Source organism: Rhodosalinus sp. (assembly GCF_046542825.1).
In the GTDB taxonomy this organism is placed as follows: Bacteria; Pseudomonadota; Alphaproteobacteria; order Rhodobacterales; family Rhodobacteraceae; genus Rhodosalinus.
Genome location: NZ_JBKHAQ010000005.1, coordinates 1 through 17,753, shown reverse-complemented (window position 1 = coordinate 17,753; position 17,753 = coordinate 1). Strand labels below are relative to the sequence as shown.

The following is a 17,753-nucleotide window of genomic DNA, read 5'->3' as shown; positions in this document are numbered from 1 at the left end:
CGGCACAAAGGAAAGAGCGATGGAGCACAAGGCCTTCGTTGCCGCACTGCCCCCCGCGACGCGCCAGGCGCTCACCGAGCGTTCGGATGCGGCGGGCCTTCGGCATCTGGCGCTGCACGGCGGCGCGATCCTCGCCCTCGGCATTGCGATTGCGGCCCGCGTCCCGGGCTGGCCGCTCCTGCTGCCGGTGCAGGGCGTGTGTCTCGCCTTTCTCTTCACGCTGCAGCACGAGGCGACGCACAAGACGCCCTTCGCCAGCGCGCGGCTGAACGAATGGGTGGGGCATGTCACGGGGCTGCTGATCGTGCAGCCCTTCGAATGGTTCCGCTACTTCCACCTGGCCCACCACAGGCACACCAACGACCCCGACCATGACCCGGAGCTTGCCGCGCCGAAGCCGGGCGACTGGCCCGCCCTGCTGTGGCATCTTTCGACGCCGGGCTACTGGCGCGACAAGGCGGCGGTGCTCAGGACGAACGCCTTCGGCCGGATCGAGGCGCCGTATCTTCCGGCCCGCGTGCATCCCCGGCTGCGGCGCGAAGCACGCGCGATGCTCGCGGCCTATGCGCTGGCGGCGGTCCTGATGGCGACCGTCGCGCCCTGGCTTTTCACCGCCTGGCTTCTGCCACTGGCGCTGGGGTTTCCGGTGCTGCGCCTCTACCTGCTGGCCGAACACGGCCGCTGCCCCGCGGTCGCGGACATGTTCGCCAACAGCCGCACCACGACCACCACGCGCCTCGTCCGGTTCCTGGCCTGGAACATGCCGTATCATGCAGAGCATCATGCCATGCCCTCTGTCCCGTTTCACAGGCTGCCGGCACTGCACGCGCTCGCGCGCCCGCACCTGCAGGAGACAGAGGACGGCTACGCGCGCTTCGCGGCACGCTACGCGGCCTCCCTGCGCTGAGGGCACACGGAACCGGCCCACGCACCCCGCGGTTAAGCCGGCGGATCAATCGTGGAGGCCAGATGCGCGACCAGATCGCCGCCTTTCTCTCGCAACCCGCCGTGCTGATCGGCTGGCTCGGGGTGTCGTTCGCCTGCGTCGGGGTCCTGCTGTGGGACTTCCGCCGCGCCAATCCCGAGATCGGCAGGCTGATGAAGGTCGTCTGGGCGCTGACCGTGCTCTATTCCGGGCCCGTCGGCCTGCTGGTCTACTGGATGACGGGGCGCAAGCAGATCGCGCGCGACACGATCTGGCGGCGCGGCTGGCGGTCCACCGCGCACTGCTATTCCGGCTGCGGCATGGGCGAGATCGTGGGCCTCGTGCTGGCTGTCGGCATCCTTGCGCTGGGCACCGTGCCCACCGCGCTTGTCACCTTCGCCTTCGCTTTCACCTTCGGCATCCTGCTCACGCTGGGACCGCTGATGCACGATGGCGTGCCCTTCGGCGAGGCGATGCAGGATTCGCTGGTGAGCGAGACCGCCTCGATCGTGATGATGGAGGTCGTGGCGATTGGCGTGGACCTTTGGCTTGCGGGTGGCGCGGGCCTTGGCGACGTGCTGTTCTGGACCGCGATGATGACCTCGCTGACGCTGGGCCTCTTTGCCGCCTGGCCGGTCAACGTGGCGCTGGTGCGCTTCGGCGTGAAGGAGGGAATGCATGACCCCCGCGAGATGGCGAAAGCCTGAGCGGTGCCGCGCCGCGCGCAACGGTCCCGCGGCCGCCTCACAGAAGCCAGGCGGCCAGGATCACGAGGATCAGCGCGATGCCCGCGATGACGCCCGCCCGGCGCGGCAGAGGCCCGCGGGAGGCACGCTGGCGGGCCGCCTCGGGCGAACGCTCTTCCGTCGCCGTGTTGGCCGAGGGGCTGGCGCCCGTCGTATCCTCGGGGATGCTGTCGGTGCCCATCGGCCGGGGGCGGCTGCCCTTGTCGAAGGGCACGACGCCGGAGCGTACCGGCGTCGCCGGGCCCGAGGTTCCGCGCGGGACATGGACGGAGCTGGTCCCCTGGCCGGTCCTGCGCGGGTCGTGGTCGGGCTGGCTGCGGGCCGCGGTCGTGCTCTGACGTGCCATGATCGCCTCTCCGGGACTGATGCTGCGACTGATTCTGCGGGTCAAGCGCGACACTCCCGGGTTGTTCCCTGCACCACGCAAGCACAGCGGGCACCTGCGCGACGCCGGGCGTGCGATGCGACCTGCCCAGGCCTGTTTGCAGGATGACCAGCCCCGGGGCCAACCTGCCCGACCGGCCGCCCGAGGCACGGTTTCCCGTCCTGCCGGACCTTCCCGAGGGCGCGGGAGCGCCGCGCGCGGTGGGGCTGGAGCTGGAATTCGGGGCTCTGCCGCCCGACCGGGCCGCCGCGATCTGCCAGGCAGAGGCGGGCGGGCGCCTGCGCCAGCTTTCGGCCAGCGAATGGGTGCTGGAAGACAGCCGTTTCGGCACCCTGAAAATCTATCTCGACAGCGCGTGGCGTCCCGGGGGGCGGCACACCGCGGCCGAGATGGGTGTTGCCGTCGCGCGACAGGTGGTGCCCATCGAGGTGGTGACCGACCCTCTGGCGCAGGACCGCCTGCCGGAGATCGACGCGCTTTTCGGCGCGCTGGACCGGGCGGGCGCGGCAGGCTCGCGCGCGCATCTGCTGCACGGCTTCGGCCTGCACCTCAACGTGGCGCTGGCCGACCCGGAGAAGGGGCGCGACCTGACGCGCGTGGCCCGCGCCTTCGCGCTTCTGGAGGGCTGGCTGCGCGCGCGCGACCCGCTCGACATGAGCCGCCGCGTGCTGCCCTTCACCCAGCCCTTTCCGCCGGATTTCGTGGAAGAGGTGGCGGCGCTCGAGCCCGCGGCCCCGCCCGACCGGCTCTTCGACCTGATCGACGCGCATCTGACCTCGCGCAATCACGGGCTGGACCTGATGCCGGCCTACGCGCAGATCGCGCCCGACCGCTTCGCCCGGCACCCGGCCGCCTCGGGCGCCGTGGCCGCGCGGCCGGCCTATCACTTCCGCATGCCGGAAAGCCGGATCGGCGAGGCGGGATGGAGCCTTGCCTACGACTGGCGGCGCTGGTGGCTGGTCGAGCGCGTGGCGGCGGACGACGCGCTGGCGATGCGCGTGGCCGCGGCCCAAAGGGAAACGGCGGCGCTGCCCATGCTGACAGAGGCCGAGGCGGTGACCGCGCCGATCGCCCGTGCCCTTGGCCCCTTCGCGTCGATGGCGCCGCAGGGCGGCGCGGGGTGCCGGCCATGAGCGCGCCAGCACCCGTGATCGCGGTGACGACCTCCGCGCGCTCGGGCTGGCGCATCTTTCCGCTGGTCGCGCTCAACGTCTGGCTCGCGGGTGGGCGGGCGCGGCGCTGGGGCACCGGGCGTGCCGCGGATCTCGACGCGGTGGACGGTCTGGTGATCGGCGGGGGCGACGACATCTCGCCCGCGCTCTACGGCGGCGAGGTCCGCGCCGAGGTGCGCCTTGACCCCGCACGCGATGCGCTCGAGCGCCGACTGGCGGAAGAAGCGCTGTCGCGGGGCCTGCCGGTGCTGGGCATCTGTCGCGGCGCGCAGATGCTGAACGTGGCACTCGGCGGCACCCTGCACGCCGACGCCTATGCCGCCTATCCCGGATCGCGCCGCTACCGCACGATCCTGCCGCGGCGCATTGTGCGCGCCTGCCCCGGCACGCTGCTTGCAGAACTCACGCGCCGCGAGAAGATGTGGGTGAATGCCTTGCACACGCAGTCGGTCGACCGGCTGGGGGCAGGCCTGCGGATCGCGGCCTTCGATTCGGGCGGCATGGTGCAGGCGATCGAACGGCCGGCGCCGCCGCTGGCACTGGGCGTGCAGTGGCACCCCGAGCATCTGTTCTACAAGCGCCAGCAGCGGCGCATCTTCGGCGCGCTCGTGCAGGCCGCGCGCGCCCATGCCTCGGGCGCGCCGGCCACAGCCTGACGCTGAAGAAGCGTCGCCGCGCCGGAACCGCACCGGTTCACGCACGTTTTATCCCTGCTTTCACGGCGGAAGCGGCGCAAGCTCCTGTCGCGCCCAGAGTGGAGAACCGGATGCACCTGTACATCCCGCAACAGCATACGACAGCGTCATGACCCCGCCGCTTGTCATGCTCCACGGGCTGCTCGAAAGCCCCGCGGTGTGGCAGCCGCTGCGCGCGGCGCTCGACGACCCGCCGTGCGACGCGCCGCCCTTGCCGGGCCATCGCGGCGATGCGCCGATCCTGCCGGAGGCGGAGGGCCTGCTGCAGCCGGATGCCGCGCTCGCGCAGCACATGGCGGACCGGATCGCGGAACGCTCTGGGGGACGGCCCGTGCAGCTGATCGGGCATTCGCTGGGCGGCTACCTCGCCCTGATGATCGCGCGCGAACATCCCGAACTGGTCGAACGCGTGCTGGTGGTCGGCGCGATCCATGCCGGCGACTGCCGCAAGCCCGTGGCGCTGCGCACCCGGCTCGTGACCGGGACACCGCTGGTCGGGCCGATCTCGGCCAAGGTGCTGATGCGGCGCTGGCTCGCGGACACGGACCGCTTCGCCGCCTGGATGACCGCGTCCATCGCACCGGGCGAACGCCTGCGCGCGGTGCCCGATGCGATGCGCCGCGAGCTGGCCACCGGGTGCCCCCGCACCGCGCGCGCGCTTGCCATCTGGGTGCGGGCACAGAGCGCGCTGGAACGCTTCGGAGACATTGAAGTGCCCGTGACCGTGGTCGTCTGCGCCCGCGATCCGGTCGTGCCCTATGCACACCAGATGGCGCTGGCGCGGGCGCTTCCCTTCGGCGTGGCGCGAATCGTCGACAGCGGGCATCTGCCCATGCTCACGGCACCCGACCGCTTTGCGCGCACCGTTCGGGCCTGGCTGGAGGACGGGCAGAGTGCTCCCTCGGCTGGCGCCGAAGCGGGGTGGGCGCTGCCAGCCGATCGGGCGGTGCCGGCCGATCGGGCGTTGCCGGTCTGATCCAGCTTGCCCGACGCCCCGGCCGGGCCGGGCCCGTGCCGGGCGGTTCACGCGCCCTGCCCCGATCGACTTGCACGCAACCGGGCAGGGCGCGTGGCGATTTCCTGCCTGCGGGAACATCCGCCTGCAGATGCGGATTGTCCAAGGGGCGGATTACCTGCCCGGCAAAACGAGAGGCCTTTTCATGCAGACATCCTTCGCCACGCGACCGGCACGCGGCAGTGCTGTAGCGCTCGCCGCGCTGCTCGTCGCCACGCAACCGCTCGGGGCGCAACAGTCGGCGGACGGCACGGCGCCGCAGGCAAGCTACGACACGCCCCCGGGGTTCCAGGAGATGGCGGCCGACAAGCTGCCCGCCGTCGTCGGCGTCCTGTCCACCGCCCCCCCGCGCGAGACAGGGCCGGTACCCGGCCCCAGCCTTCCCCCCGGGTTCGAGGAGTTCTTCGGCGACCGGATGCCGCAGCCGCCGCGCGGCCCGATGCGCGCGCAGGGCTCGGGGTTCTTCGTGTCGGCCGACGGCTACGCGGTGACCAACAACCATGTCGTGCAAGGTGCGCAAAGCGTCGAGGTGGTGCTGCGGGACGAGACGCGCCTCGAGGCAGAGGTGGTGGGCACGGACCCGGCGACCGATCTCGCCCTTATCAAGGTCGAGACCGACGAGACGCATCCCTTCGTCGACTGGGGCGCCTCCGACGACCTGCAGATCGGCGAATGGGTCGTCGCCATCGGCAACCCCTTCGGCCTGCGCACCACCGTGACGGCGGGCATCCTCTCGGCCCGGTCGCGCGACATCCGCTCGGGTCCCTACGACGACTTCCTGCAGACCGACGCCGCGATCAACAGCGGCAATTCGGGCGGGCCGCTCTTCAACGCAGAGGGCGAGGTCGTCGGCGTCAACACGGCGATCTTCTCGCCCTCGGGCGGCAACGTGGGCATCGGCTTCGCCATTCCGTCCCGCGTGGCGCAGGACGTGGTGGCCGACCTGCAGGACGAGGGACAGGTCGATCGCGGCTATCTGGGCGTGCGCCTGCAGCCGGTCGACGCGGACCTCGCCGATGCGCTGGACCTGCCGGAGGAGGCGACGGACGGCGCGCTGGTGGCCGAGGTGACCGATGACAGCCCCGCGGCAGAGGCCGGCCTGCGGCCCGGCGACGTGATCACCGGCATCGAGGGCGAAGAGATCGAGGACGCCCGCGCGCTGAGCTTCGCCGTCGCCGAGCTGGAAAGCGGCAGCGAAGTGCCCGTGACCCTGCTGCGAGAGGGCGAGACGCGCGAGTTGAGCGTGACCATCGGCCAGCAGCCGGCCACGTTGTTCGCCGCTGCACCCCCTCCGCCGCAGGATCCCGAACCGGAGCCCAACGAAGCGCGCCTGGGCGTCTCCGTCGCGCCGGTGGACCGCGAGTTGCGCGCGCGCGCCGATCTGCCCGACGATGTCTCGGGGCTTTTCGTCGCGGCGATCGATGCCGGCACGCCCGCCGCGCGCGCGGGCCTTCGGCAGGGCGACGTGCTGACCTCGGCCGACGGTGCGGACCTGACGGACGTGGGCGGGCTGCGGGATGCCGCTGAATCCGCGCTCGACGCCGGCGACCCCCTGCTGCTCAGGGTGTTCCGCAACGGCAGCCACAGCTTCGTTGCCGTGCGGCTTGGCGAGGGCACGGAGGACTGAGCGCCCAGACCTCCGCGCAGGCGAAGGCCCCGCCGGATCGCTCCGGCGGGGCCTTTTCGCTGCGTCGTGGTCGGGGAGTCAGTTCTGTTCTGACGCCCACTTGTCGACTTCCTCGCGCGCCTGTTCCTTGGTCTTGCCGTAACGCTGCTGGATCAGGCCCTCCAGCTGCTCGCGGTTGCCGGCGGCCTGCTGCACCTCGTCCTCGGTGAGTTCGCCCCAGCGTTCGCGGACCCGCCCGGTCATTTCCTTCCAGCGGCCCTTGATCTGGTCCCAGTTCATCGTGTCCTCCTTTCGTGTCGCGGATCACAGTGCTGAAAGTCCGGGCGCCGCCGCGAAGTTCCACCCATGGGCACGGGACCCAGCGACGGAACCCGCGACCGCGCGATCCGTTGATGACCGGATGGCAGGCACGAGACGCGCCTGCGACCGGATTTCAGAAGAAGGAGATCGCTGCCATGGCGACCGACGATCTGAGAGACCTCTACCTCGAACAAGTGCAGGAGATGTACAGCGCCTGCCGCCAGTCCGAGGAGATCACAGCCAAGATGGCCGAAGTGGCCCACGCGAAGGACCTCAGGGACGCGCTGGAACGCGGCGTCCAGGGGATTGCGCGCGGTCGCGACACGATGGCCCAGCTTGCCCGTGCCCACGGCGCGGAACCGGGTGGGGACCACAGCAAGGGGATGGAGGGCCTTGTCAGCGAGGCACGCAAGGACGTCCTCGAAGAGCGCTTCAGCGATCCCGACGCGCGCGATGCGGCGATCATCGCACAGTATCAGCGCATGGCGCATTTCGCCATAGCGGGCTACGGCACGATCCGCGCCTTCGCCAAGCGCCTGAAGCTCGATGCCGAAGCGGAAGCCGCGCAGGAGTGCCTCGACAAGTCCTACGACGGCGACCGCGTCTTCACCGATATCGCGACGGGCCACGTCAACCGCGACGCGGCCTGACGCGCCGGCCGACCCGTTCGCGCGCCGTCGTTCCCTCCGGCGCGCGAGCCGACTGCCCGCGCAGATTCTCTGCGCGGGCCTTTCACGTTGCGCGGATCACAGTGATTCTGGGCGTGTGAACAAGGGGAGAGCGGGAAGGAAAGGGATGGACGGCCGCGGCGGGGACGGATGCCGCGACCGCCCTTAGGCATGCCGGGTCAGGCTCAGGCCCGACATGCCCCAAGACCGGCAGAGAGCCGGACCTGTTCCGGTCAGGGCCGCCGGGTGAGTCGGGGCCTGCGCTCGGGACGCGGAGCCGCACCGGCGCGCAGGGGCGCCTTCGCCGGCCGACCCGGCGGAGACGGCGGAAGCAGACCTTCCAGCCAGCCGCCCAGCACTTCCTTCCAACCCGACTTGGGCCGCGGGGCTGCGGGTTTCGCTTGGGGCATCGGATCCTCCATCGTTTCGGGGATTTCAACGGTTCAACCGCTGCCTCCGGCAGGATGTTCCGAAATGACCGGGGCGGGAGGAAAGGATATGCGATCCGCGCCGTGTGCGGGCTTTCCCGGACAAACGGCGGGAAAAGGACGGACAAGAAAAAGGCGGGCGGCCGCGCGGGAAACGCGACCGCCCTGGGGAGGGACAGGCACCTCTTTTTCAAAAGGCGCATCCGTCCAACACCATTGGAAGAGAATGGTTCCCGTCCGGATCAGCGATTCGGCCGAAGCATCGCATCATGCGCCCCGCTGGGCATCCAGGCCGCGGGCGCATCCGTGCTCTGCACCCGGTCGCGGCTGGGCGGGACGCCGAACTGCGCCCGGTAGGCGCGAGAGAAATGCTCGGACGAGACGAAACCCGCCGTCACCGCCACCTGCGTCACCGACAGATCGGTCTGTTGCAACAGGCGGTGCGCGAGGTTCAGCCGCAACTGGCGGTAGAACCGGCTGGGAGACATGTCATGGACGGCGCGAAAGTCGCGCTCCATCTGCCGCTGCGAGATGCCCAGCCGCGCGGCAAGCTCGGGCACCGAAAGCGGCTCTTCCAGGGTCGCCTCCATCAGCTGCACGGCGCGCCCGATCCGGGCGTTCACGGCGCTTTCGCGCAACAGCGGGTCCGAGGCGCGCAGGGTGCGCGCCGCCTCCGGCCGGTGATGCAGCAAGTGGCGCGCCACCTGGTCGGCCAGACCCGGCCCGTCGGTAACGGCGATCAGGTGCAGCATCAGGTCGAGGTTGGCCAGCGCCCCGGCCGAGGTCGCCACGCGCCCGTCGATCTCGAAGGCGGTGTCGGTCACCTCGACGTCCGGGTGCAGCTCCATCAGCGGTATCGCCGCGTCCCAGTGCGCGGCGGCCCTGCGCCCCGCGAGCAGTCCCGCCTGCGCCAGCGCGACGGAGCCCGTCTCGATCCCCACGACGAGGGCCCCGCGCCGCGCCACCTGCCGCAGCGCATTCGCCACGCCGGGGGCCCGACAGTGCGTCTTGGCCTCGAAGCTCGCCAGCACGAAGGTCGTGCAGTCCGGCCGGAGCGCCGACAGCCCCTCCGAGACACCGTGCAACTGCCCGTCGCTCGACGGCACCCGCCCCCCGTCGATCGACAGCAGGCGCCAGGAATAGCGGGTTTCTCCCAGCAACCAGTTGGCCAGGAACAGCGGCTCGGTCAGCAGCATCAGCCCGAGCGAGGAAAACCGCGGCATCAGCAGGAACTGCACCTCGCGTCCCAGCCGTGGCGTGGCGAAGGATGCGTCGTCATGTTGCGTCATGCCCCGAACGCTATCCGGAATCCCGCACCGAACCTAGCGAAAGTCGCCATGCCCGTCGCTTTCCGTCAGGTCGTGCCGGACCTGCGCCTGTTTCCGCGCCCGGCACGACAGGAGGATGCGATGCGGTTCGACGGCAGGCGCGTTCTGGTCGCCGGCAGCGCGGGCGGGATCGGCGCGGCCAGCGCCGCCGCCTTCCGCGACGACGGCGCAGCGGTCGCGCGCGGCACGCGCGATGCTGACGGGCTGGCGCGCTTCGCCGCCGCGCATGGCGGCACGGACATCCACGCCGTGACCGGAGATCTCGCCATGCGGAGGGCTGTTGCCGGATGGTGACCGCGGCGCTCGAGACGCCCGCGGCCGCGGGGGACGAAGCGCACGACACCGCCGGATCGGGTTCGGCAGGAACCTAGCCGCCCCGTTGCGCCCCGGTTCGCCCGGAATCGACGGGCGCGGCGCGGCGCGCAGGCGGCACGATGGCCTCTGCCGCGGCGCCGAGGATGATGAGCGCGGCGCCCAGCGCCTCCGCCCAGCCGAAGGGTTCCGACAGAAAGAGCGCGCCCGAGACGACGCCGGCGATGATCTCCGCCGTCAGAAGGAAGCTCATCGTCGCGGGTGCGAGGCGCTGCGCGGCCCAGATCGTGACCAGCAGGATGGGGACGAGGTAGGCAAGGCCAGTCGCCAGCGCGAGCGGCACGGCGGCAGAGGCCTCGGCCCAGCCGGGCCAGTGCCCCGCCGCAGCCCCGCCCAGCGCCAGCACCGCGCCTGCCCCCAGCACCAGCCCGAGCGTTGCGAAGAACGACAGCGCGACCGGCCTGCCGCCCGGCCGGGCAAAGACCAGCGCCGCGCCGATCGCCCAGGACAGGCCCGAAAGCAGCGCGGCAAGATCGCCCGCGGCGAAGCCTTCCAGCGGGATCCGGAAGCCGAAGATCGCGGCGACCCCCAGCGCCGACAGGCCCAGCGCCAGCGCGCTGCGCAGGCTCAGCCGCCGGCCCATGAACAGGCACTCGATGGCGATGGACCAGGCTGGCGCGAGGTAGAAGATCACCACCGCGCGCACCACGTCCGTGAAGGCCAGCGCCGAGCCGTAGAGCATCGCGGCCAGCCCGATCAGCAACGCGCCCAGCAGTGCGCGGGGCGCGGTGACGGCGCCGCTGCGGTCGCGCAGCGCAAGCAGGCCGAAGGCGGGCAGCGCCGCGAGCCCCATGGCGAGGCTGGCCCAGACGCCCTCCAGCCCCTCGGCCTCGAGCCAGCGGATCGGAATCCACCACACGCCCCAGAGCAGCGAGGCGACAAGCGTCAGCCCTACCGCGCCGCGATAACCCAGCCCGTCGAGCGCCCGCATGACGCCGTGCCTCCGCCGTTCAGCCCAAAGGAATCGCGCGGCCGGCATGCGGCTCGCGCGGCGACGCTACCCGTCCCTGCGCGACCGGCCTGACGAATCGCGACATCGGCGGCGCGCGAAAATCACTCCTGACCATAGCCGTTCCGCCCGACCGCGACATAGGCGTCGAACCCCGCTGCGCGCGCTGCCTCGGGCGAATAGACGTTGCGCAGATCGGCCAACCGCGGCGTCCGCATGGTGCCCGCGATATGGCCAAGGTCGAGCGCGCGGAACTCGTTCCACTCGGTCAGGATCACCAGCAGGTCGGCGCCCTCTGCCGCGGCATAGGGATCGTCGCACCAGGTCACGCCGGGAAGCAGCGCCTCGCCCTCGCGCCGGCCCTGCGGATCGGTCACGCGCACGGTGGCGCCGCCGCCCACCAGCGCGGGCACGATGGTCAGCGCGGGCGCCTCGCGCATGTCGTCGGTCTCGGGCTTGAAGGTCACGCCCAGTACCGCGACCGTGCGGCCGTTGAAGCTGCCGCCGCAGAGGTCCGAAAGTTTCTCGACCATGCGGCGCTTGATCTCGTCGTTGATCTTGATGACCGCCTCGGTGATCTGCATCGGCATCGCGTGCTCCTGCCCGATCCGGGCGAGCGCGCGGGTGTCCTTGGGAAAGCACGACCCGCCGAAGCCGGGGCCGGCGTGCAGGAACTTGTTGCCGATCCGCCCGTCGAGGCCCATGCCCTTCGAGACCTCTTTCACATCCGCGCCCACCCGCTCGCAGAGCGCGGCGATCTCGTTGATGAAGGTGATCTTGGCCGCGAGAAAGGCGTTCGCGGCATATTTGATCATCTCGGCCGATTCGAGGTCGGTGACCACGATGGGAAAGTCGCGCAGGTAGAGCGGGCGATAGATCTCTTCCATCACCTTCGCCGCGCGGTCGCTTTCCACGCCCACAACCACGCGGTCGGGCTTCATGAAATCCTCGATCGCCGCGCCCTCGCGCAGGAACTCGGGGTTCGAGGCCACGTCGAAGTCGAGCGCGGGATTGGCGCGCGCCACCGTCTGCCGCACCTTGCGGTTGGTGCCCACCGGCACGGTGGACTTGGTGACGATCACAATGCCATCGGGCGCGGCCTGCGCGATTTCTTCCGCCGCGGCCATCACATAGGTCAGATCGGCGTGCCCGTCGCCGCGCCGCGTGGGCGTGCCCACCGCGATGAAGACAGCCTCCGCCCCCTCCAGCGCCTCGGCCAGGTCGAGCGTGAAGCTCAGCCGCCCGGCCTCGACGTTCCTGTCCAGCAGGCGGTCGAGCCCCGGCTCGAAGATCGGCACCTCGCCGCGCTTCAGCCGTTCGACCTTGGCCGCGTCCTTGTCGACGCAGACCACCTCGTGCCCGAAGTCCGACAGGCAGACCCCAGAGACGAGGCCGACGTAGCCCGTCCCGATCATCGCAATCTTCATCGGTCCCGATCCCGTGTTGCGGCGCGCGCCTTTTCGTCCAGAGCGCGGCGCAGGTCAACGCGGGCCGGCTTGGACAGCGCCCGCATGCAGGGTATGGGGAGCGCACGCAATGCGAGACCGGAAATGACCGCGCCCGAAACCCCCATGAAACCTTCCGCCGCCGAGATCGCGCGCGAGGTGCTGCGCACCGAGGCCGCCGCACTCGCCCGGCTGAGCGAGGAACTGCCCGAGAGTTTCGAGGCGGTGGTGACGCTGCTGCTGTCGGTGCGGGGGCGCATCATTGTCTCCGGCATCGGCAAGTCCGGCCATGTGGCCAACAAGATTGCGGCCACCCTCGCCTCCACCGGCACGCCTGCGCAGGCCGTCCACCCGGCCGAGGCCAGCCACGGCGATCTGGGCATGATCACCCGCGCCGACGCGCTGATCCTGATCTCGAACTCCGGCGAGACCCGCGAACTCGCGGACATGATCGCCCATGCCAGCCGCTTCGCGATCCCGCTTGTCGCGATCACCCGCCGCCCGGACAGCACCCTCGCGCGCGCCGCCGACCATGTGCTCGCCCTGCCCGACGCGCCCGAGGCCTGCGCCATCGGCATGGCCCCCACCACCTCGACCACGCTGACCATGGCGCTGGGCGACGCGCTGGCCGTGGCGCTGATGCGGCAGCGCGGTTTCGACCGGGCCGATTTCCTGGCCTTCCATCCGGGCGGCACGCTGGGCGCGCAGCTGCTGCAGGTCTCGGCGCTGATGCACACCGGGGAGGAGCTGCCTGTCGTGCCCCCCGAGATGCCGATGGGCGAGACGCTCGTGGTGATGAGCGCCAAGGGCTTCGGCGTGGCCGCGGTGGTCGAGGACGGCCGCCTGAGCGGCGTGATCACCGACGGCGACCTGCGCCGCAGCCTCGACGGCCTGATGGAGCGCACGGCCGGCGAGGTGGCCACGAAAACCCCCCGCACCATCGCGGCGGACGCGCTGGTGACCGAGGCGCTGGGCGTGATGAACGCCCACAAGATCAGCGCGCTCTTCGCGGTGGACGGCGAGCGGCGGCTGCTCGGCCTCTTGCATATCCACGACGCGCTGCGGGCGGGCGTCGCCTGATGCGCGTGGCCGTCCTGATCCCCGCGCGCTACGCCTCGACCCGCTACCCCGGCAAGCCGCTCGTGGGCCTGCGCGGCGCGCAAGGCGCTGAAAAGCCGCTGATCCGCCGCGCGTGGGAGGCGGCGCAGGCCGTGCGCGGCGTGGCAGAGGTGCATGTCGCCACCGACGACGAGCGGATCGCGGAAGCGGCGCGCGGCTTCGGGGCCTCCGTGTTGATGACCTCCGGCTTCGCGCGCAACGGCACCGAGCGCTGCGCCGAGGCGCTGGCCCAGATGGACCCGGCGCCCGATCTGGTCGTGAACCTGCAGGGCGACGCGCCGCTCACGCCGGCGTGGTTCGTCGAGGCGCTGATCGAGGCGATGCAGTCGGATGCCGCGATGCAGGTGGCGACGCCGGTGCTGCGCTGCTCGCCCGGTGCGCTGGCGCAACTGGTCGAAGACCGGCGCGCGGGCCGCGTGGGCGGCACCACGGCGGTCTGCCGCGCGGACGGCCGCGCACTCTATTTCTCCAAGGAGGTGCTGCCGCATGTCGGCGACCTGACGGCAGCGCCGCCGGTCTGGCACCACGTCGGCGTCTATGCCTACCGTCCCGCGGCGCTTTCGGCCTATGCGCAGTGGCCCGAGGGTCCGCTGGAGCGCGCCGAGGGGCTGGAACAGCTGCGCTTTCTCGAGAACGGCACCGCCGTGCACTGCGTGGAGGTCGAGGCGCGCGGCCGCGTCTTCTGGGAACTCAACAACCCCGTGGACGTGGACCGCATAGAGGCCGCGCTCGCAAAGGAAGGCATCGCATGACCACAGTCACCGTGGGCGGCGTCGAGATCGGGCAGAACCTGCCTTTCGTTCTCATCGCCGGCCCCTGCCAGCTCGAATCCCGCGATCACGCGCTGATGCTGGCCGAGCGGCTGGCGCAGGCGGCAGAGCAGGCACGCACGCCCTTCGTCTTCAAGGCGAGCTACGACAAGGCGAATCGCTCGTCGCTGTCGGGCAAGCGCGGCCTGGGGATGGAGGCGGGGCTCGAGATCCTCGCCGCCGTCCGAAGAGAGATCGGCTGCCCGGTGCTGACGGACGTGCACGCGCCCGAGCATTGCGCGCGCGCGGCACAGGCGGTGGACATCCTGCAGATCCCCGCCTTTCTCTGCCGGCAGACCGACCTCCTGCTCGCGGCGGGCCGCACGGGGGCCGCCATCAACGTCAAGAAGGGCCAGTTCCTCGCGCCCTGGGACATGGAGAACGTGGCAGAGAAGGTGGCCAGCACCGGCAACACCCGCATCCTGCTGACCGAGCGCGGCGCCAGCTTCGGCTACAACATGCTGGTCTCCGACATGCGCGCGCTGCCGATCATGGCGCGCACGGGCTACCCGGTGGTGTTCGACGCGACCCATTCCGTGCAGCTGCCCGGCGGCATGGGCAAGAGTTCGGGCGGGCAGCGCGAGTTCGTGGCGCCGCTGGCCCGTGCAGCGGTGGCCGTGGGTGTCGCGGCGGTTTTCGTCGAAAGCCACGAGGATCCCGACCATGCGCCCAGCGACGGGCCCAACATGGTGCCGCTGGACGACATGCCGGCACTGCTGCGCCGCCTGCGCGCGCTGGACGATCTCGTGAAGGGCGCCGCAGACTGAATTCCGGTGTCGCGGGACGGGTCGGGAGTCATCCGGGCGGGGGCATGTCCACCGTATCGAGCCAGGGCTTGATGTCGACGATCGGCGTGCCGTCGAAGGCATCGGTGGCGTCGATACCGATCACGCCGGCACCCGAATCGAACCTCGTGATCCGAACCAGCTGCAGCGCCACCGGATTCGGGCGGACCGGCGAGCGCAGGGCGAAGGTGCCGCGCGGCCCGTCGGCATGTGACGGTGCCTGCACGACCAGGTCGCGGCGGCGGTCGCCATACCACGCCAGAAGCCAGATCCACCGGCCTTCGTCCAGCCCGTATAGGCCGGGCCTGTAGGCCGCGTCGATCTCGAGCCGCGCATCGCCCCCGCCTCGTTCGCGCGCCTGCATCAGGTTGCGCGGGCAATCCCCGGGCGCCCAGGCGGACCGGATGCGCCCGATGGCGGCGACCCCGGCAAAGGTGCGGTCCGCAGGGTCGAAGCCCAGCGCCTGCTCTCCCTCTCGCGTGCTCATGCCGCCCTCCGCGCCAGCAACTCGATGAAACGCCGGCGCGCTTCGGGCACCGGGCGGTCGCCTAGGTGCGGCGCAAGGTGATGGTGCAGGAAATGGCCGGTTGTGCCGAGTGCCAGCGCCACCTCCGCGTCCTCGGCCGTGCCCGCACCCAGCAGACAGGGCGGCAGCGGCAGCAGCCGGTCGGCCCAGTTCCCCGCGCCCGCGGCAGAGACGGCACGCCCCGTGCGCGGGGAGACATAGGCCAGCCCCTCGGTCGCGCCGGTGGCCGCACAGGCCGAGAGGTCGAGGCCGAAGCCCATCTCGGACAGCAGGGCGAGTTCCCAGCGCAGGTAGCCCAGCGGCCAGAGGTCGCGCTCGGGGAGCAGGTCGAGCAGGGTTGAGGACCGGCGGTAGAGCGCGGGATGCGGCGCGCGTTCCGGCAGGCAGAAGGCCAGCAGCGCGGTCACCGCCTGCAATCCCGCCAGCGCCCGGCGGTCGGCCATCGCCTGTGCCGCCCGGGCGCGCTGCGGCTCGACCGTGAAGGCGCCTATATGCTCGGCAAGCCGCGCCCGCCAGCTGACGTCGAGCTGCGCGCCGGGCTGAAGCACGGGCGCCATGCGGCGCGAGGCACCGCCCCGCACCACGCCGGCGTGCCGCCCCTGCGTCTCGGTGAACACCTCGACGATGGCGCTCGATTCGCCATGCGGGCGGGCGGAAAGCAGGATGCCGCTGTCGCGCCATTCGATCATGGCCCGCAGTATTCCGCGCCCCCGGCGCCACCACAAGGGCGCAGGCGAACCGCAGGCGGAGACCGCCGGTTTGCCGGATGACCCGGAAGACAGGGACCGTGCCCTGCGCCGCGCCACGGCGCGCTGGTGCCGGACGGCGCGAGCCCGCGCATCGACCACTGATGCTCAGTCGGAGAGCCCCGGTTCGTCCAGCAGGTGGCGGCCCGCCCGATCCTCCACCTCGATCACCCAGAGATCGGGATCGGTGCGCCGCTGCCGCGCGAGGGTGGCGTCCACATCGGCCTCTGCCCCCTCGGCAAGCACCTCCCAGCGCCGCGCGTCGGTTGCGAAATCCCAGCGCCGCACGAAGGCGCGCGCGCTTCCGTCGAGGGTGTTGAGTTTGACGAGCACAGCGCCGGCATGGTCGTCGCCATGCGCGGTGACGAAGGCCGGGATACCCAGCGCACGGAGCCGCGCCAGATAGGCCTTCACCCAGAATTCAGCCGTCAGCCGCGCCATCGCTCACCCTGCCCCCTTGCGCCTTCGTTAGCCTCTGCGCCCGGCCGGGGCCAGAGGCAGCGGCGCGGCGGGTTCGATCCTCCGCGAATGCCCCACCCGTGCCTTGCCGCTGAGCGAGAGCCCCCATAGGCTGCCGCCATGCCGTCCCTGCCGCTTGCCGTGAAATTCGCCCTCGGCTTCGGGCTGGCCGCCAATCTCGCGGCGGCCGCGGGCGCGCTGCCGGGCGGCTGGATCGTGCTGCTGCCGCTGGGCAACCTCGCGCTGCTGGGTGCGGCGGGCTGGCTGGTCTGGCGGTGGCTCGCGGACCGTTAGCTGTCCCGGATATCGAGCCCCATCTCGCGGTAACGCGCGGCCTCGTCCATCCAGCCCTCGCGCACCTTCACCTGCACGAAGAGGTGGACCTTGCGGCCCAGGAACTCCTCCAGCTCCTCACGCGCGGCCTTCGAGATCGCCTTGACCGTCTCGCCCCTGTGGCCCAGCACGATGCCCTTGTGCCCCTCGCGGGCGACATAGATCACCTGGTCGATGCGGGCGGAGCCGTCCTTGCGCTCGTCCCAGCTCTCGGTCTCGACGGTAAGCTGATAGGGCAGTTCCTGATGCAGGCGCAGGGTCGCCTTCTCGCGCGTCATCTCGGCGGCGATCATCCGCAGCGGCAGATCGGCGATCTGGTCCTCGGGATAGAGCCAGGGACTCTCTGGCAGCTGATCGGCCAGCCAGCGGCGCAGGTCGTCCACGCCGTGCCCCTTCTCGGCCGAGATCATGAAGGTGCGGGTAAAGTCGAAGCGGGCGTTGAGGTCCTTCGACAGCGCCAGAAGCGCCTCTGCCTTCACCCGGTCGATCTTGTTGATCGCCAGCGCCACGGGCCGGCCGCGCGCGATCTCCGGCAGGCGGGCGAGGATCTCCTCCACCCCTTGCGTGATCCCGCGATGCGCCTCGACCAGCAGCACGATCACGTCGGCGTCCGCAGCCCCGCCCCAGGCGGCGGCGACCATCGCCCGGTCTAGCCTGCGCCGCGGCGTGAAGAGGCCGGGCGTGTCCACGAAGACGATCTGCGCCGCGCCCTCGATCGCGACACCGCGAATGCGGGCGCGCGTGGTCTGCACCTTGTGGGTGACGATCGACACCTTGGCCCCCACCATGCGGTTGGTGAGGGTGGACTTGCCCGCGTTGGGCTCTCCGATCAGGGCGACGAATCCGGCGCGGGTGGTCATGGGGGCAATCCTCGGGCGAACCGCTGTTCGCTAGCGCAACGCGGGCGGCTTTGAAAGGGGC

General features: G+C 71.2%; 21 protein-coding genes. 12 read left to right on the top strand and 9 right to left on the bottom strand.

Going from position 1 to position 17,753, the window contains the following annotated elements; all coding sequences use genetic code 11:
- The first annotated feature begins 19 nt into the window (after nucleotides 1–19).
- Entirely contained in the window at nucleotides 20–907 is an 888-nt protein-coding gene (locus ACLFOB_RS01480; protein ID WP_410924490.1) for a fatty acid desaturase, read from the top strand.
- Nucleotides 908–969: 62 nt separating this feature from the next.
- Entirely contained in the window at nucleotides 970–1,632 is a 663-nt protein-coding gene (locus tag ACLFOB_RS01475) for a DUF4396 domain-containing protein (protein ID WP_410924488.1), read from the top strand.
- 37 nt (nucleotides 1,633–1,669) lie between these two features.
- Here the strand turns inward: ACLFOB_RS01475 and ACLFOB_RS01470 are convergent, their stop codons facing one another.
- Nucleotides 1,670–2,017 (bottom strand): hypothetical protein, encoded by a 348-nt coding sequence (locus ACLFOB_RS01470; RefSeq protein ID WP_410924487.1) that lies wholly within the window; start codon nucleotides 2,015–2,017, stop codon nucleotides 1,670–1,672.
- A 143-nt stretch (nucleotides 2,018–2,160) separates the two neighbouring features.
- Between ACLFOB_RS01470 and ACLFOB_RS01465 the strand changes: the two genes are divergently transcribed.
- The 4 genes from ACLFOB_RS01465 (at nucleotide 2,161) to ACLFOB_RS01450 (ending at nucleotide 6,565) form a co-directional block, all read left to right on the top strand.
- Nucleotides 2,161–3,189, top strand: a complete 1,029-nt coding sequence (locus ACLFOB_RS01465) for an amidoligase family protein (RefSeq protein WP_410924485.1) — start codon at nucleotides 2,161–2,163, stop codon at nucleotides 3,187–3,189.
- The gene (locus ACLFOB_RS01460; protein ID WP_410924483.1) at nucleotides 3,186–3,884 is read left to right on the top strand and encodes a gamma-glutamyl-gamma-aminobutyrate hydrolase family protein; all 699 of its coding nucleotides are present in this window, start codon (nucleotides 3,186–3,188) and stop codon (nucleotides 3,882–3,884) included. The genes ACLFOB_RS01465 and ACLFOB_RS01460 overlap by 4 nt, the downstream gene beginning before the upstream one ends.
- Before the next feature lie 148 nt (nucleotides 3,885–4,032).
- Nucleotides 4,033–4,899 (top strand): alpha/beta fold hydrolase, encoded by an 867-nt coding sequence (locus tag ACLFOB_RS01455; protein ID WP_410917672.1) that lies wholly within the window; start codon nucleotides 4,033–4,035, stop codon nucleotides 4,897–4,899.
- 184 nt (nucleotides 4,900–5,083) lie between these two features.
- Nucleotides 5,084–6,565 (top strand): trypsin-like peptidase domain-containing protein, encoded by a 1,482-nt coding sequence (locus ACLFOB_RS01450; protein ID WP_410924481.1) that lies wholly within the window; start codon nucleotides 5,084–5,086, stop codon nucleotides 6,563–6,565.
- A 78-nt stretch (nucleotides 6,566–6,643) separates the two neighbouring features.
- Here the strand turns inward: ACLFOB_RS01450 and ACLFOB_RS01445 are convergent, their stop codons facing one another.
- A complete protein-coding gene (locus tag ACLFOB_RS01445) occupies nucleotides 6,644–6,844 on the bottom strand; it encodes a CsbD family protein (RefSeq protein WP_410924479.1) in 201 nt (66 codons plus the stop codon).
- Nucleotides 6,845–7,020: 176 nt separating this feature from the next.
- Here ACLFOB_RS01445 and ACLFOB_RS01440 point away from each other — a divergent pair, with 176 nt between their 5' ends.
- A complete protein-coding gene (locus ACLFOB_RS01440; protein ID WP_410917675.1) occupies nucleotides 7,021–7,515 on the top strand; it encodes a DUF892 family protein in 495 nt (164 codons plus the stop codon).
- Nucleotides 7,516–8,203: 688 nt separating this feature from the next.
- On the opposite strand, the gene ACLFOB_RS01435 is transcribed toward ACLFOB_RS01440, so the two are convergent.
- On the bottom strand, nucleotides 8,204–9,250 hold the full coding sequence (locus ACLFOB_RS01435; protein WP_410917676.1) for a GlxA family transcriptional regulator: 1,047 nt from the start codon (nucleotides 9,248–9,250) through the stop codon (nucleotides 8,204–8,206).
- Between the two features lie 48 nt (nucleotides 9,251–9,298).
- On the opposite strand from ACLFOB_RS01435, the gene ACLFOB_RS01430 reads away from it, so the two are divergent.
- Complete coding sequence (locus tag ACLFOB_RS01430) at nucleotides 9,299–9,583, top strand: hypothetical protein (RefSeq protein ID WP_410924477.1); 285 nt, start codon at nucleotides 9,299–9,301, stop codon at nucleotides 9,581–9,583.
- A gap of 73 nt (nucleotides 9,584–9,656) precedes the next feature.
- Here the strand turns inward: ACLFOB_RS01430 and ACLFOB_RS01425 are convergent, their stop codons facing one another.
- Nucleotides 9,657–10,592, bottom strand: a complete 936-nt coding sequence (locus tag ACLFOB_RS01425; protein ID WP_410917107.1) for an EamA family transporter — start codon at nucleotides 10,590–10,592, stop codon at nucleotides 9,657–9,659.
- Nucleotides 10,593–10,714: 122 nt separating this feature from the next.
- Nucleotides 10,715–12,037 (bottom strand): UDP-glucose dehydrogenase family protein, encoded by a 1,323-nt coding sequence (locus tag ACLFOB_RS01420; protein WP_410917105.1) that lies wholly within the window; start codon nucleotides 12,035–12,037, stop codon nucleotides 10,715–10,717.
- 144 nt (nucleotides 12,038–12,181) lie between these two features.
- Here ACLFOB_RS01420 and ACLFOB_RS01415 point away from each other — a divergent pair, with 144 nt between their 5' ends.
- The 3 genes from ACLFOB_RS01415 to kdsA are packed head-to-tail and all read left to right on the top strand — an operon-like array spanning nucleotide 12,182 to nucleotide 14,750.
- Complete coding sequence (locus ACLFOB_RS01415; protein WP_410917103.1) at nucleotides 12,182–13,135, top strand: SIS domain-containing protein; 954 nt, start codon at nucleotides 12,182–12,184, stop codon at nucleotides 13,133–13,135.
- Nucleotides 13,135–13,926 (top strand): 3-deoxy-manno-octulosonate cytidylyltransferase, encoded by a 792-nt coding sequence (locus tag ACLFOB_RS01410; protein ID WP_410924475.1) that lies wholly within the window; start codon nucleotides 13,135–13,137, stop codon nucleotides 13,924–13,926. Before ACLFOB_RS01415 ends, ACLFOB_RS01410 begins: the two co-directional genes overlap by 1 nt.
- Nucleotides 13,923–14,750: a 3-deoxy-8-phosphooctulonate synthase gene (gene kdsA, locus ACLFOB_RS01405; protein ID WP_410924474.1), complete on the top strand. Its 828-nt coding sequence runs from the start codon at nucleotides 13,923–13,925 to the stop codon at nucleotides 14,748–14,750. The genes ACLFOB_RS01410 and kdsA overlap by 4 nt, the downstream gene beginning before the upstream one ends.
- A 28-nt stretch (nucleotides 14,751–14,778) precedes the next feature.
- On the opposite strand, the gene ACLFOB_RS01400 is transcribed toward kdsA, so the two are convergent.
- The 3 genes from ACLFOB_RS01400 to ACLFOB_RS01390 all read right to left on the bottom strand — a co-directional run bounded on the left by ACLFOB_RS01400 (nucleotide 14,779) and on the right by ACLFOB_RS01390 (nucleotide 16,481).
- Nucleotides 14,779–15,255 (bottom strand): TrmO family methyltransferase, encoded by a 477-nt coding sequence (locus ACLFOB_RS01400; protein WP_410924473.1) that lies wholly within the window; start codon nucleotides 15,253–15,255, stop codon nucleotides 14,779–14,781.
- Nucleotides 15,252–15,980, bottom strand: coding sequence for a DNA repair protein RecO (gene recO / locus ACLFOB_RS01395; RefSeq protein WP_410924519.1), 729 nt, complete (start codon nucleotides 15,978–15,980; stop codon nucleotides 15,252–15,254). The genes ACLFOB_RS01400 and recO overlap by 4 nt, the downstream gene beginning before the upstream one ends.
- Before the next feature lie 168 nt (nucleotides 15,981–16,148).
- Nucleotides 16,149–16,481 (bottom strand): DUF1491 family protein, encoded by a 333-nt coding sequence (locus ACLFOB_RS01390; RefSeq protein ID WP_410917096.1) that lies wholly within the window; start codon nucleotides 16,479–16,481, stop codon nucleotides 16,149–16,151.
- A gap of 138 nt (nucleotides 16,482–16,619) precedes the next feature.
- Here ACLFOB_RS01390 and ACLFOB_RS01385 point away from each other — a divergent pair, with 138 nt between their 5' ends.
- Nucleotides 16,620–16,793, top strand: a complete 174-nt coding sequence (locus tag ACLFOB_RS01385) for a hypothetical protein (RefSeq protein WP_410917095.1) — start codon at nucleotides 16,620–16,622, stop codon at nucleotides 16,791–16,793.
- On the opposite strand, the gene era is transcribed toward ACLFOB_RS01385, so the two are convergent.
- Nucleotides 16,790–17,692, bottom strand: a complete 903-nt coding sequence (gene era / locus ACLFOB_RS01380; RefSeq protein ID WP_410924471.1) for a GTPase Era — start codon at nucleotides 17,690–17,692, stop codon at nucleotides 16,790–16,792. The genes ACLFOB_RS01385 and era overlap by 4 nt on opposite strands.
- Nucleotides 17,693–17,753 lie beyond the last annotated feature (61 nt).

What these genes read in the sequence shown, in the direction of transcription:
- ACLFOB_RS01480 (WP_410924490.1), top strand. Translation starts at nt 20, where the DNA reads ATGGAGCACAAGGCCTTCGTTGCCGCACTGCCCCCCGCGACGCGCCAG.
- ACLFOB_RS01475 (WP_410924488.1), top strand. Translation starts at nt 970, where the DNA reads ATGCGCGACCAGATCGCCGCCTTTCTCTCGCAACCCGCCGTGCTGATC.
- ACLFOB_RS01470 (WP_410924487.1), bottom strand. Translation starts at nt 2,017, where the DNA reads ATGGCACGTCAGAGCACGACCGCGGCCCGCAGCCAGCCCGACCACGAC.
- ACLFOB_RS01465 (WP_410924485.1), top strand. Translation starts at nt 2,161, where the DNA reads ATGACCAGCCCCGGGGCCAACCTGCCCGACCGGCCGCCCGAGGCACGG.
- ACLFOB_RS01460 (WP_410924483.1), top strand. Translation starts at nt 3,186, where the DNA reads ATGAGCGCGCCAGCACCCGTGATCGCGGTGACGACCTCCGCGCGCTCG.
- ACLFOB_RS01455 (WP_410917672.1), top strand. Translation starts at nt 4,033, where the DNA reads ATGACCCCGCCGCTTGTCATGCTCCACGGGCTGCTCGAAAGCCCCGCG.
- ACLFOB_RS01450 (WP_410924481.1), top strand. Translation starts at nt 5,084, where the DNA reads ATGCAGACATCCTTCGCCACGCGACCGGCACGCGGCAGTGCTGTAGCG.
- ACLFOB_RS01445 (WP_410924479.1), bottom strand. Translation starts at nt 6,844, where the DNA reads ATGAACTGGGACCAGATCAAGGGCCGCTGGAAGGAAATGACCGGGCGG.
- ACLFOB_RS01440 (WP_410917675.1), top strand. Translation starts at nt 7,021, where the DNA reads ATGGCGACCGACGATCTGAGAGACCTCTACCTCGAACAAGTGCAGGAG.
- ACLFOB_RS01435 (WP_410917676.1), bottom strand. Translation starts at nt 9,250, where the DNA reads ATGACGCAACATGACGACGCATCCTTCGCCACGCCACGGCTGGGACGC.
- ACLFOB_RS01430 (WP_410924477.1), top strand. Translation starts at nt 9,299, where the DNA reads ATGCCCGTCGCTTTCCGTCAGGTCGTGCCGGACCTGCGCCTGTTTCCG.
- ACLFOB_RS01425 (WP_410917107.1), bottom strand. Translation starts at nt 10,592, where the DNA reads ATGCGGGCGCTCGACGGGCTGGGTTATCGCGGCGCGGTAGGGCTGACG.
- ACLFOB_RS01420 (WP_410917105.1), bottom strand. Translation starts at nt 12,037, where the DNA reads ATGAAGATTGCGATGATCGGGACGGGCTACGTCGGCCTCGTCTCTGGG.
- ACLFOB_RS01415 (WP_410917103.1), top strand. Translation starts at nt 12,182, where the DNA reads ATGAAACCTTCCGCCGCCGAGATCGCGCGCGAGGTGCTGCGCACCGAG.
- ACLFOB_RS01410 (WP_410924475.1), top strand. Translation starts at nt 13,135, where the DNA reads ATGCGCGTGGCCGTCCTGATCCCCGCGCGCTACGCCTCGACCCGCTAC.
- kdsA (WP_410924474.1), top strand. Translation starts at nt 13,923, where the DNA reads ATGACCACAGTCACCGTGGGCGGCGTCGAGATCGGGCAGAACCTGCCT.
- ACLFOB_RS01400 (WP_410924473.1), bottom strand. Translation starts at nt 15,255, where the DNA reads ATGAGCACGCGAGAGGGAGAGCAGGCGCTGGGCTTCGACCCTGCGGAC.
- ACLFOB_RS01390 (WP_410917096.1), bottom strand. Translation starts at nt 16,481, where the DNA reads ATGGCGCGGCTGACGGCTGAATTCTGGGTGAAGGCCTATCTGGCGCGG.
- ACLFOB_RS01385 (WP_410917095.1), top strand. Translation starts at nt 16,620, where the DNA reads ATGCCGTCCCTGCCGCTTGCCGTGAAATTCGCCCTCGGCTTCGGGCTG.
- era (WP_410924471.1), bottom strand. Translation starts at nt 17,692, where the DNA reads ATGACCACCCGCGCCGGATTCGTCGCCCTGATCGGAGAGCCCAACGCG.